The sequence below is a fragment of the Sphingomonas sp. GW821-FHT02B09 genome, from assembly GCF_059421875.1.
Genome location: NZ_JBWKVV010000001.1, coordinates 853,105 through 865,557 on the forward strand (window position 1 = coordinate 853,105; position 12,453 = coordinate 865,557).

Sequence of the window (12,453 nt, forward strand, 5' to 3'; positions counted from 1 at the left end):
GCGGGGTGACTCCCATGTCCCGCTCCACGATCGACTATCGGCCCTTCGAACCGCCGCTGCCGCCCGGCCGGGCGCGGGCGGTGCCGTGGATGAGCGTCCTCGGCGGCTCGGCGCTCACCGCGGTGCTGCCGGTCGTCGCCAGCCTCGCGCTGGTGCCGCCGCTGGGGCTGCTGATGCTGCTGACCTGGCGGCTGCTCGCGCGCTTCGCGCTGCGCCCCTGGGCCGCGGCGCCGCTCGGCCTGTTCGACGATCTCGTCAGCGGCCAGCCGCTCGGTTCTGCGGTGCTGCTCTGGTCGCTCTGCTTCATCGCCATCGACCTCATCGAGCAGCGACTGGTGTTCCGCGACTTCTGGCAGGACTGGCTGATCGCCAGCGGCGCGCTCGCCTTCTGCCTCACCGTCGGGCGCTGGATCGCGCTTCCGCTCGGCGCGCACGTCGATCCCGTGCTATTGGCGCAGATCATGATCGCGGTGATGCTCTTCCCCCTCTCGGTCCGCTTCGTCGCCTGGATCGACCGCAAGCGCGGACCGGCGGCATGATCCGCCGCTCGCCCCGCATCGTCACCGAGGCGATGCAGACGTACAGCTTCTCGCGCCGCGCCTGGCTGCTCGGCACCGCACAGGCGGGGGTCGGCGTGCTGCTCGCCGCGCGGATGGGCTGGCTCGCGATCGCGCAGAACGAGAAATACAACCTTCTCGCCGAGAGCAACCGCGTCAATCTGACGATGATCCCGCCGCGCCGCGGCTGGATCATCGACCGCCACGGCGCGCCGATCGCCAACAACCGCACCGACTTCCGGATCGACATCATCCCGGATCGCCTCGAAGGCGGCGACGCCGGTCGCGACCGCGTGCTCGGGCTGCTCACGCGGCTGCTCGATCTGACCCCGGACGACGTCGAGCGGATCAGGATCGACCTCAAGGGCGCGGCCGGCTTCCAGCCCGTCCAGGTCGCCGAGAACATCAGCTGGGACCGGTTCGCCGCGATCAGCCTGCGCCAGCCCGAGCTGCCCGGCGTCGCGCCGACCCGCGGCTTCGCGCGCGCTTATCCCGCCGGTGCCGCGGTCGCGCATCTCACCGGCTATGTCGGCGCCGCCAACGCCGAACAGTTCAAGAAGACGCGCGACCCGCTGCTCGTCACCCCCGGCTTCAAGCTCGGCAAGGACGGGCTGGAAAAGCAGCTCGAGACGCAATTGCGCGGTACGCCGGGCGCCAAGCGCGTCGAGGTCACCGCGCGCGGCAAGGTCGTCGCGGAATTGCCGACCCGCGCCGACGTGCCGGGCAAGACGCAGCGGCTGACGATCGATGCCGGCTTGCAGGAATATGCCGCGCGCCGGCTCGGCACCAATTCGGGCTCGACGGTGGTGATGGACTGCCGCACCGGCGAGATGCTGGCGATGGTGTCGATGCCCGCCTACGACCCCAACAGCTTCTCGGACGGGATCAGCCATCTCGAATGGAAGATGCTGTCCGACGACGACCACGTGCCGCTGATGAACAAGGTGACGCAGGGTCTGTATCCACCGGGGTCGACGGTGAAGCCGATGAACGGCCTCGCCTTGCTCGCCGCGGGCGTCGGTGCGCACGACCGCATCGTCTGCTCGGGCGCGTTGCGCGTCGGCACCGGCATCTTCCACTGCCACAAGAAGGGGGGCCACGGCCCGCTCGACCTCAAGGGCGCGATTGAGCAGAGCTGCGACATCTATTTCTACGAGATGATCCGCCGGCTCGGCTATGACAAGATCGCGCCCATCGCCCGGCTGGTCGGGCTCGGCCAGAAGTTCGATCTGCCGATCGCCACGCAGCGCTATGGCACGGTACCGGATTCCGAGTGGAAGCTGCGCAAGTACAAGCACAATTGGACCGTCGCCGACGGCCTCAACGCGTCGATCGGCCAGGGCTATGTGCTTGCCAACCCGCTCCAGCTCGCGGTGATGGCGGCGCGCATCGCCTCCGGGCGGACGCTGCAGCCGAGCCTGCTCGCCAACCACGTCCACCTCGACGCCCCCGCCCTGCCCGTCGCGTCGGAGCATCTCGCGATCGTCCGCGATGCGATGTATGGCGTGATCAACCAGGGTGGCACCGGCGCCGCCGCGCGGATGCTGGTGCCCGGCGTCGCCATCGCCGGCAAGACCGGCACCGCGCAGGTCCGCCGCATCACCATGGCGGAACGGCGCAGCACCGGCGTGATCAAGAACGGCCAATTGCCCTTCAAGATGCGCGACCACGCGCTGTTCGTCGGCTTCGCCCCCGCCGACAACCCGCGCTACGCGATCGCGGTGGTGCTCGAACACAATGGCCACACCGTCCGCAACCTCGACACGCCGATGATCGGCCGCGACATCATGACCTATCTGTTCGATCGCGACCGCGCGATGAAGAGCCTCGCCGACGTCGAGCCGACCTGGGGCGGCGACATCGGCACGCGCATGGCGGCGCAGGCTGCCGCCTACCGCGCCGCACAATCGCCGCCGCCCGCCGCCAACGCCACCAAGACCGACGCGACCGTGCCGAGCGATTCCGATGCGGTGGAGGCGGCGACCGATCTCGCCAACCAGACCCAGGCGGCGCTCGCCACCCCCGGTCCGGTCGGCAACACCGTCGCCGAAGACGGCACGACCGAACGAAGCGAACCATGACCCGCAGCCGTATCGTCCCCGATCCCATCGCCCGCCAGCCGTGGCGCGTCATCCTGCTGGTGGTGGCGATCGGTGCGTTCGGCCAGATCGTGCTCTATTCCGCCGCCGGCGGCTCGCTCCAGCCCTGGGCGCTGTCGCAGGGCATTCGCTTCTTCGTGCTGCTCGGCGCGGCGCTCGGCATCTCCTACGTCCCCGAGCGGATCTGGAAGGCGTCGGCGCTGCCCGCCTATGTCGTGATCGTCGTCGCGCTGGTGCTGGTCGAGCTGGTCGGCGCGGTGCGCGGCGGCAGCCAGCGCTGGCTCGACGTCGGCATCAAGCTGCAACCCTCCGAATTCATGAAGCCGGTGATCGTGCTCGCCTGCGCGCGCTTCTACGACATGCTGCCGCCCAACGAGACGCGGCGGTTCGGCGCGATCTGGCCCGCCGCGCTGCTGGTCGGCATCCCCGCCGCGCTGATCGCCAAACAGCCCGATCTCGGCACCGCCTTGATGGTCTGCGGCGGCGGCGTCGTCGTCATGTTCCTGGCGGGCGTACCGATGCGGCTGTTCATCGGCGGCGCCTTGGCCCTCGCGGTCGCCGCGCCGATCGCCTTCAACTACGTGCTGCACGATTATCAGCGCAACCGCGTGCTGATCTTCCTCGATCCCGAGAGCGACCCGCTGCGCACCGGCTATCACATCAGCCAGTCGAAGATCGCGATCGGGTCTGGCGGGATATGGGGCAAGGGCTTCCTCAACGGCACGCAGAGCCACCTCGATTATCTCCCTGAAGGTCACACCGACTTCGTCTTCGCGACGATGGCGGAGGAATGGGGGCTGGTCGGCGGCTGCCTGCTGATCCTCGCCTTCATCCTGGTGGTGCGCTGGGGGGTCAACGTCGGCCAGCACGCCACCACCCGCTTCGCGCGCCTCACGGCTGCCGGGCTGGCGACGACGATCTTCTTCTACGTCGCGATCAATCTCGCGATGGTGATGGGCCTCGCGCCGGTGGTCGGCATCCCCCTGCCCCTCGTCAGTTTCGGCAGTTCCGCGCAGATGACCGTCCTGCTTTGCATCGGCGTTCTTATGTCGATCGACCGCCAAAACCGCCGTGCGGTACGCTGGTGAGACAAAAAATGCCGCAGGTGCAAAAAAGGGTTTGCAACCTGCGGCACGACTGCTAATTGGCCGCCTCCCGACGGGGCCGGCGCCTCTCCAAAGCGCCAACAACAGGCCAAGTCATGGACGCATAGCTCAGTTGGTAGAGCAGCTGACTCTTAATCAGCGGGTCCTTGGTTCGAGCCCAAGTGCGTCCACCACCCTTCTCAATGACTTACGGGATGAGGCGGCACTTCGTGCCCGACCCACCCCCTCCGGTTTACAGCGCAGTTTACATTTTGCCTCGCTTTTCGAGCTTCGAAATGGCCGTTTCCGCCATCCCGGAATCGCGGTTGAGATAGTGCGTGTCGAGGATCGACTCGACATCCTTGAGGCTGTGCCCGGTGATCGTGGCGATCTGCGGAACGCTCGCTCCCGCGATCGCCAGCCGGGTCACCACGGTGCCGCGCAGGTCATGAAATGTCAGCCCAGCAATGCCGGCCTTGCCGCAGGCCTTGCGCCATGACGTACGAAACCCATCGCTCGTCCATGGCTGGCCGCGTTCGGTAAGCAGGATGGTCGCAGGGAGTGGCCTGCCTGCGTCCTCGTACGAAGCTTTGCGCGCATCCAGCAGCCGCTTGAGCGGCGCACCCACGGGGATCTCAATCCGCTTGGGCTTCCGGTTCCTCACCCTGCTTTTCGTCTTGCCCTGGACGAGCCGGATTTCTTTTCCGTCATAGGCCGTCCATGGGAGACCGATGAGATCACCTTGACGCTGACCGGTCCAGAGCGCCAGCGTCATCGCCAGATGAAGATGGGCCGGCGCATGCGTGTAAAAGGCTTCCTCGTCGCCATCCTTCCAGACGGAGTCGATCCGGCCCGACTGGTACAGCCGTCCGGGACGCTTGCACGGATTGGCGGTGACCAGCCCGCGGTCCAAGGCCCATGCGAGGATGCGCGCCAGGACGGCAAAGCGATAGTCCGCCGTCCGTTCCGATCGGGCGGCGATGCGATCACGCCAGGCCAGCAATTCGCCACGCGTACGCGGATCTCCGAGGGCAGCAATCGGGAGGTCGCCAAATTCCGCATCGATGAATGCAAGGTGCTTGGCATAGTCCGTCCGGGTGCGTGGAGCGAGCCGGGTATAATCGGAAGACTGCTCGAACGCCCGGAATATGCCATTTAACGTGTTGGTGGGTTTCGGCCGGTTCTTGAGCGCGTCGTGCGCCGCGACGTAAGCTTGGTGAAACGCGGGTGTGCCGAATGAGGCGTTGATTCGCGGGCCGCCGCGCCATGCATAATAATAGGTCGCATACAGGCCGCTCGCCAGTTTCTTGCGAACCCTATGCACACCTTTAAGATTGACGCGCATCACACCGCGCCTTCCATTCGTCGAACGGGGTCGACGAAACCGCGGATGGTTCCGTTTCCAGATGCACGAGAACGATCCGCCCGTCCGGGTGGATTTCGGTGCGGACGATCGGCAGCCCGTTTTCGCAGGCCATCCTGATCGCTTGCGCCAGACTAAGGCGTCGCGGCGTGCCCGCGAGCGGTCTAGGCATCGATCGATACGCTGTCACAAGCGTCGCACCAACCCGTGTTCCCCGACCGGCCCTCCCCCTGCTCCCCTCCCACGCGCGATCGCGTCGCGATTACCGGGCAGGACGGGTTCCAACTATGCCACCGGAGCCGGACTGGCCGACGAGGTGGTCGCCGACGTCAGGAAAGCCGGCGGCGAAGCCATCGCCGTGCAGGCCGACGTCAGCGATCCGGCCCAGGTCGCCGCGCTGTTCGACGCCGCCACACAGGCGTTCGGCGGCGTGGACGTGCTCATCAACAACGCCGGCATCATGAAGCTCGCGCTGCTCGCCGAGACCAGCGACGGGCTCTGGTCGCAGACGATCTCGATCAACCTGACCGGTGCCTTCAACGGCCTGCGCAAGGCCGCGACGGCGTCGCGCGACGGTGGGTGGATCGTCAGCTTCTCGTCGAGCGTGGTCGGCCTCTACGCGCCGACCTACGCCGCCTATGCCGCCACGAAGGCGGGCATCGAGGCGATGAGCCATATCCTGTCCAAGGAACTGGGGCCGCGCAGGATCACCGTCAACGTCATCGCCCCCGGGCCGGTCGCGACCGATCTGTTCCTGAACGGCAAGAGCGAAGACGACATCAAACCGCTCGTCGGCCGGACTCCGCTCGCCCGGCTCGGCGAGCCCGACGACATCGCGAAGGCGATCTTGTTCCTTGTCGGCCCCGATGGCGGTTGGATCAACGGCCAGGTGCTCCGCGCCAACGGCGGCATCATCTGAGGAGCATCGCCATGACCCGTATCGCCCTCGTCACCGGCGCACCGAGCTGCTTCGGCCTGACCAGCTACCCTTATGCGCGGCACGAAGGAACATAACGCCCAGGCGGTCGAAGAGAGCGCCAGCGAAGCGACATCCCGCGCCATTGACCTGCGGACCATCAAGCTCGACGTGCAGGACGAAGCCAGCATCGCCGCCGCCGTGGACAGGATCATCGCCGCCACGGCAAGATCGACGTGCTCGTCCATAATGCCGGTCACATGGTCTATGGCGCGCTGCAGATCGAGGCCGTCGAGTTGTGCAAGCCGATCATACATGTCCGGCGCACCAGCGATATCGACGCTGAACTTACTTGTCCGCTTGCCGGTCGTGATCTTGGCGTGCGTTCCGCCGTCGACATCGGGGTTCACGCGCAAAACCGTCGGTGCTTGCACCCGGCGGTGTTGCGCGAGCTGCGCGAGGACTTGGCCCTCCTCTTCAAGCTCCAGATTAAACTGGCCGATGCCGGCCTTCAACGCGTCGATCAGCTCCCGACCGGTCTTTTCGACGCTAGAAAAGACGATGGCATCGGGCGCGGCACCTGCACTCAAGGTCCGACGTAGTTCGCCGCCCGATACGATGTCAGCCCCTTAGCCGCACCCAGCGAGCAGGCGCAGGACAGCTCTATTGGGGTTTGACTGATGGCGAGCGCGAACCGGGCGGCAGGCAGTTCGCGTAAGGCTGAGGTGAAGGCATGGGCGGCATGCCGAAGCACACCTGCAGAATAGACGTGAACGGGCGTACCGACCGCATCGGCGATAGCGGCAGTGCGATTCCCTCGGCATGCAGGATGCCGTCACGATAGTCGAAGAAGTTCATGAAAATAGACCTTGCGTATCAGCGCCCGAAGCCGTCGTCGGCCTGTCCACGCCAACGAACGCGGCGGGCGTGGACCGCCTCGACGGTATAACTGACCACCATCAGCACTCGCAGCCGACGGCCATCGAACAGCGCGTCCGAAACAAAATCCATCGACCACACCTCGATCGGCGCCGATGGCGTAGCCGGCAAAATCGTCGACCGTGCACCCCATCTGATCGGCGAGCAGCGTGAGCATGGCGTTGGGCACCGCCTCGCCCATTAGCAGCGACTGCTTTATGTCCGGCTCCTTGCCCGCAAGTGTTAAAGGGCCGGAAAACTCTCATTCAGCACGGATAAAAAGAACGCGAGGACGTCAAGCGCCCGGTGCCGCAAGGGGATGGGTTAAACGTGCCGACCGAGTCACCGCAACTCGCATGTCTGCGGGTGAGCACCGCCGCACGCCTGCAGCAATCGTTTTTTATAGCTATTGCGATTCAATTGCAGGTTTGCTTATAACGGTTGCCTGAACGGGAGGGGGTGCCGTTGACGAGGGTATTTGCGCGCGTAACCGGTGCACTATTATGCGCGTCGTCGCTCACGTTGCCGGCCGACGCGGTGGCGCAGGGTGCGTCGCAGGCGGAGGAAAAGCAGGGCGACATCATCGTCACCGGACACCAGGAGGGCGGCGCGGTGGTCGCATCCAAGGCGGACATCCCGCCGCTGGAAAACTCGCAGGCGATCTCGATCGTCTCGCGACAGACGTTGCTCGACCGCGGCGTGCTGCGGCTCGGCGATGCTTTGGCCGGGGTTGCGGGGGTCTCGCGCAACAACACCTACGGCTTCTTCGACGGCTTCAACATCCGCGGGTTCAACGCCTCGTCGGGCGCCACCTATCTGGACGGGCTGCTCGACGATACGGGCTATGGCACGTCGGAGATGTCCGGGCTGGAACGGATCGAGGTGGTCAAGGGCCCGGCGTCGGGCCTGTTCGGACAGGGCCCGCTGTCCGGCATCGTCAATCTCGTCAGCAAGCGACCGCAGGACGAGGCGTTCCTCGATATCGGGGGCAGCGCCGGATCCTATGATCTGGTCGAGCTGCGCGCCGATGCCAACGGACCGCTCACCCGCGACCGCACGCTCACGGCGCGGCTGGCCGGGATCTATCGCGATCAGGATTTCTTCGTGCGCTCGTCAGGCCAGAAGCGGATATTTCTCGCGCCTTCGGTCGCGTGGAAGATCACGCCCCGCACCTCGCTCGTCATGCTGGGCCGCTACCAGAAGGATGATATCCGGCCATGGTCGCCGACCACGGCCTATGGCACCGCGCTGCCCAACCCCAATGGGCCGCTGCCGATCGACCTCTCGATCAACGATACGGCCTATCCCGCCGTGCAGAAGAACGATTACTGGAACATCGGCTACGTGCTCGATCACCGGATCGGCGACGCGATCACGCTCCACCAGTCGCTGCGCTATCAGGATTTCCACAACAGCTGGGACAATTGGCTGTTCGTCACCGGGATCAACACACAGGCCATCCCGGCCACCGCCACGGCCCCTTCGATCCCCGCCTATCGCCGGATCAGCCGCGCCTTTTACGGCCCCTTCGAGGAAGACGGGACCTATTTCCGAGTGGATACCAACGTGAGCGCGCGGTTCGGGACCGGACCGCTGAACCATTATGTGCTGACGGGGGTCGATTATGGTCGGCGCAAGGCGGACAACGTCAACCTCTACGATACCAGCAAGCCCTATTATCTCGACCTCTACGCGCCGGTCTACGGCACGGTCAGCGCCCATAACCCGGCCGTCCCCGCGTCCAGTGCCGGCAGCCGGACGAAGCAACTGGGCTTCTACGTCCAGGATCATATCAAGCTCGGCGACGCGCTGGCGGTGACGGTCGGCGGCCGCTGGGACGACGCGTCGGCGATCAACCTGAGCAGCGGCGTGCGTAGCCCAAAGTCCCGTGCGACGGCGTTCAGCCCGCGCGCCGGTGCAACGCTGGCGCTGAACGACTGGTCGTCGCTCTATGTGAACTATTCCCGATCCTTCACGCCGCAATTCAGCTACCGCGACGTCCAGCAGCGCGTGCTACCGCCGGAACGCGGCGTCAATCACGAAGGCGGAGTGAAGATCGCGCGCGGCGATGGCCGCGTGACCGGCATGCTGACCCTGTTCTCGCTGACCCGCGCCAATGTCGCCACTGCCGATGCGGTGCTGCCCAACGTCTATGTGCTGACCGGCGAGCAGCGCACCCGCGGCATCGAGGCGGAGGGGGCGTGGCGGCCGGCGAGCGGCATCGACCTCACCGCCGCTTACACCGTGCTCGATGCGAAGGTGACCGCCGACAACCGGCTCCGCGTCGGATCGCGGCTGGGCAGCGTGCCGCGCCACATCATCGATCTGTGGGCGCGCTACACGATTCCGGACGGACCGCTTGCCGATCTGGGTGCCGGTGTGGGCCTGCATCGTGAAAGCGACCGTGCCGCCAGCACGGCGTCGGCTGTGCCGGGCGCGACCCAGCCCTTCTACCTGGATGGCTATACGCTGGTCGATGGCGCGGTCTTCTACCGGTTCGGCGACTGGTCGGCACAAGCCAATGTCCGCAATATCTTTGACGCCCGGTATTTTCCGACCGCCTCGCTGACCCGCACCACGCCCGGCGAACCAAGGACCTTCCGGCTCTCGCTCCAGCGGTACTTTTGACGTGGCGGGCACCCCGGCGCCGCCGTTCGAAGAGCCCGAACGGATCGCTCCAAACATCATCGACGGAAAGCTGCCAGCATGACGAGGATCATCACAGAGATCGAGCCGATCCAGGCCGCACCCGACCTGCCCCGGTTCAGCCTCGCGCCGCTGATGTTCGAGACCTTCGTCTGCACGATGGCGATGATGGCGTTCGTGGCGCTGGCAGGCCCGATCGCGCGGCGGATCGGGCTCGATCCGTGGCAGATCGGCGCGGCGATGACCGTGGCGGGACTGGCCTGGACGGTGATGGCGCGCGTGTGGGGCGCGGCGAGCGACCGGCGCGGCCGGCGGCCGGTGATCCTGTTCGGCCTCGGCGGGTTCGCGCTGACCTATCTGTTGCTGTCGCTGTTCATCGATGTCGCGCTGCGGACGGCGATGCTGCCGGCGCTGACCTTCATCGGACTGGTGATCGGCCGCGGCATCGCCGGGGTCTTCTATGCCGCGGTGCCCGCAACCAGTGCGGCGCTGGTCGCCGATCACGTGGCACCTGCCGATCGCGGCAAGGCGATGGCCGCGATCGGCGCGTCGAGTGCCGCCGGCATGGTGATCGGACCCGGCGCCGCCGGGCTGATCGCACCATGGAGCCTCAGCCTGCCGCTCTACCTGACCGCCGCGCTGCCGATCCTCGCGCTGGTCGTCCTGTGGCGGATCCTGCCGCAGCGCGAGCATCACGCCCCGCCCAACCCCGAGCCGCTCCGCCTGACCGATCGCCGCATCCGCCGTCCGATGACCGTCGCCGCGATCGCCGCGTTCAGCGTCGCCGTCGCCCAGGTAACCGTCGGTTTCTACGCGCTCGACCGGCTGCATCTGTCCACCGGCGCCGCAGCGCGGGCCGCCGGCATTGCGCTGGCGGCAGTCGGCGTCGCGCTCGTCATCGCGCAGGTCGTGCTGCGCCAGCTCGGTTGGGCGCCGGCCAGGCTGATCCGGATCGGCGGCCTGATCGGTGCGGCGGGGTTCCTGGCCGTCACGGTGGCGGACAGCGCGCCGTCGCTCTGGGCCTGTTACGCGGTCGCCGCGTTCGGCCTGGGGTGGGTCTATCCCTCGGTTTCCGCTCTCGCCGCCAATTCGGTCCGGTCGCAGGAGCAGGGCGCGGCCGCCGGCTCGATTGCCGCCGCGAACGGCCTCGGCATCATCCTTGGGCCGATCGTGGGGATGTTCGCCTATACGATCGATATCGGCGCACCCTATGCATTGATCGGGATCATGCTGGTCGTTGTGTCGCTTTTTAACGACCGTTCCTGTAGCGGCTCGGATTGCGACGGCGCCTGCGGATGATCATTGTGTTAGGGTCAGTACTCGTTGGTCACAGCCAGAAGATGACAGTGGCAGCGAGGGCGATGGCGGAGAAGAAGGCGGTGGGACAGCGGTCGTAGCGCGTGGCGACCCGGCGCCAGTCCTTGAGACGGCCGAACATGATCTCGATGCGGCTGCGGCGCCGGTACCGGCGCTTGTCGTACCGGACCGGCTCGTTACGCGACCTGCGGCCTAGGATGCAGGGCTGGATGCCTTTGGCCTGGAGGGCGTTCCTGAACCAGTCGGCGTCGTAGCCGCGGTCGCTCCGCGGCACGATCGTGTCACGCGTTGTGCAGGTTCATGTCGGCCTTCGTTGGAGCAGCGTGCCTAGCGGCGGCTACGATGAAATCCACTGCGGCCCCAGAGTTGTCCGTTATGAGGATCGAATTGGCAAAATCTTTCTCTGCTGCAAGCTGCCTGACCAACGGTAGGAGCGGCTTGCGCTTGTCCATCGGCTTGTCACCGGGCTTCGACAACGCGTCGCAGGCGCGGTCCCAGTAGCCGTTGGTGTTGAAGAATATCATCGGCGTGGGGGTGATGCCCGGAGTCGGATAGTAATTCTGCGATACGTCCTGGAATATTTCCTGAACCGTACCGGCGTTTTCTTCAAAATAGAGTATGCCGCTGTTGGCCCAAGTGACGAGCCCGTCCTCACGCAGACTGTTGTAGAACATCTTCGCGTGGTGACTGGCGAACATGTTTGGCGGTTCATGGCCGTAGAACCAAGTCGGGATGCCCAGGCTCTGCTGCTGCGGCGATGGAACCGCGCCGCCGAGGATGAACTTGCGCGCCGCGAGCCCGGTCGCCCGCCATTCGGCCGAGCCGAACTTGTAATTTTTGAGGATTGCCCGGACCGCCGCGACCTTGGCCACGTCCGCGCCGGCGAGCAGTGCTCCGAGATTGGCCGCCTCCATGAGGCCCGGCCCGCCGCCCGACAGGACCAGAAACCCGGCCTCGGCAAGCGACTTCGCGATCTCCACGCACTGCCAATACACGTCGGGCTTGCCCTTGGCAGCTTCGGCCGGATCGAGTTCGCGCGCGAAATCATGGCCACCCATGATCGCGACGACCCTACGTCCCTCGAGCAGCATGGCGACTTCTCGCTCCTGAACGCTGTCGTGAAGCCTCGCCGACAGCATCTGGACGAGATCCAAAACCTTAGGCTCGCCCGGCCCCTTCATGAACCAGCGGTAGCCCGCGTAGTCTGGTGTGCTCTCCCAAGACGAACCGTCCGGGGCAAGGCCGGCATAGAGGTCATTGACCGTATAGATACCGGTGCCGAACGCCGGCAGCGCCAGTGGCAGAACGCCGGTTTCGGAGATCATTGAAACACCTTGCCTGTGGGCTGATACGACGAGATCCTCGTCCATCCTACAGCCCAGGAAGAAGCTGCCTACTAGCGATACCCCGACGAACGCTGCGCTGCGCTGCGTGAGATCAAGCCCGAGTATTGCAGCAGGCTCCGACGCACCTTCGTCTAGCCACCGGTAGAGGTCCTTAATGGTGTCGATGACTTGCATGATCGCCTCCCCGGCCATCTGGCATCTCGTGC

General features: G+C 66.0%; 10 protein-coding genes, 1 tRNA gene and 2 pseudogenes. 7 read left to right on the forward strand and 6 right to left on the reverse strand.

Translation table 11 applies throughout. The features are described 5' to 3' along the window. The first annotated feature begins 14 nt into the window (after positions 1-14). The 4 genes from mreD to AC07U4_RS03945 all read left to right on the forward strand — a co-directional run bounded on the left by mreD (position 15) and on the right by AC07U4_RS03945 (position 3,935). Positions 15-539 carry a rod shape-determining protein MreD gene (mreD, locus tag AC07U4_RS03930; RefSeq protein ID WP_038660022.1) on the forward strand — a complete coding sequence of 175 codons (525 nt, stop codon included), beginning with the start codon at positions 15-17 and terminating at the stop codon, positions 537-539. After that, positions 536-2,638 (forward strand): penicillin-binding protein 2, encoded by a 2,103-nt coding sequence (gene mrdA, locus AC07U4_RS03935; protein WP_495194502.1) that lies wholly within the window; start codon positions 536-538, stop codon positions 2,636-2,638. The genes mreD and mrdA overlap by 4 nt, the downstream gene beginning before the upstream one ends. Further along, on the forward strand, positions 2,635-3,744 hold the full coding sequence (gene rodA, locus AC07U4_RS03940) for a rod shape-determining protein RodA (RefSeq protein WP_038660025.1): 1,110 nt from the start codon (positions 2,635-2,637) through the stop codon (positions 3,742-3,744). The genes mrdA and rodA overlap by 4 nt, the downstream gene beginning before the upstream one ends. 115 nt (positions 3,745-3,859) lie before the next feature. Continuing rightward, a tRNA-Lys gene (locus tag AC07U4_RS03945) sits at positions 3,860-3,935 on the forward strand. A gap of 71 nt (positions 3,936-4,006) precedes the next feature. Here AC07U4_RS03945 and AC07U4_RS03950 read toward each other — a convergent pair. Continuing rightward, the gene (locus AC07U4_RS03950; protein ID WP_495194503.1) at positions 4,007-5,086 is read right to left on the reverse strand and encodes a tyrosine-type recombinase/integrase; all 1,080 of its coding nucleotides are present in this window, start codon (positions 5,084-5,086) and stop codon (positions 4,007-4,009) included. Positions 5,087-5,420: 334 nt separating this feature from the next. Here AC07U4_RS03950 and AC07U4_RS03955 point away from each other — a divergent pair, with 334 nt between their 5' ends. Further along, positions 5,421-6,023 carry an SDR family oxidoreductase gene (locus AC07U4_RS03955; RefSeq protein ID WP_495194504.1) on the forward strand — a complete coding sequence of 201 codons (603 nt, stop codon included), beginning with the start codon at positions 5,421-5,423 and terminating at the stop codon, positions 6,021-6,023. A gap of 275 nt (positions 6,024-6,298) precedes the next feature. On the opposite strand, the pseudogene AC07U4_RS03960 reads toward AC07U4_RS03955, so the two are convergent. The 3 genes and pseudogenes from AC07U4_RS03960 to AC07U4_RS03970 form a co-directional block, all read right to left on the reverse strand. Next, positions 6,299-6,610 (reverse strand): annotated as a pseudogene (locus AC07U4_RS03960) (diaminopimelate decarboxylase); the annotation flags it as partial. Between the two features lie 73 nt (positions 6,611-6,683). Continuing rightward, a complete protein-coding gene (locus AC07U4_RS03965) occupies positions 6,684-6,878 on the reverse strand; it encodes a hypothetical protein (protein ID WP_495194505.1) in 195 nt (64 codons plus the stop codon). 18 nt (positions 6,879-6,896) lie between these two features. Beyond that, positions 6,897-7,031 carry a hypothetical protein gene (locus AC07U4_RS03970; protein WP_495195032.1) on the reverse strand — a complete coding sequence of 45 codons (135 nt, stop codon included), beginning with the start codon at positions 7,029-7,031 and terminating at the stop codon, positions 6,897-6,899. A 372-nt stretch (positions 7,032-7,403) separates the two neighbouring features. Between AC07U4_RS03970 and AC07U4_RS03975 the strand changes: the two genes are divergently transcribed. Then, on the forward strand, positions 7,404-9,566 hold the full coding sequence (locus AC07U4_RS03975; RefSeq protein ID WP_495194506.1) for a TonB-dependent siderophore receptor: 2,163 nt from the start codon (positions 7,404-7,406) through the stop codon (positions 9,564-9,566). Between the two features lie 78 nt (positions 9,567-9,644). Beyond that, complete coding sequence (locus AC07U4_RS03980) at positions 9,645-10,883, forward strand: MFS transporter (RefSeq protein ID WP_495194507.1); 1,239 nt, start codon at positions 9,645-9,647, stop codon at positions 10,881-10,883. Positions 10,884-10,911: 28 nt separating this feature from the next. On the opposite strand, the pseudogene AC07U4_RS03985 reads toward AC07U4_RS03980, so the two are convergent. Together AC07U4_RS03985 and AC07U4_RS03990 are read right to left on the reverse strand one after the other, a co-directional pair. After that, positions 10,912-11,166: pseudogene (locus AC07U4_RS03985) on the reverse strand (transposase); the annotation flags it as partial. A 16-nt stretch (positions 11,167-11,182) separates the two neighbouring features. Continuing rightward, positions 11,183-12,421, reverse strand: coding sequence for an LOG family protein (locus AC07U4_RS03990; protein ID WP_495194508.1), 1,239 nt, complete (start codon positions 12,419-12,421; stop codon positions 11,183-11,185). Positions 12,422-12,453 lie beyond the last annotated feature (32 nt).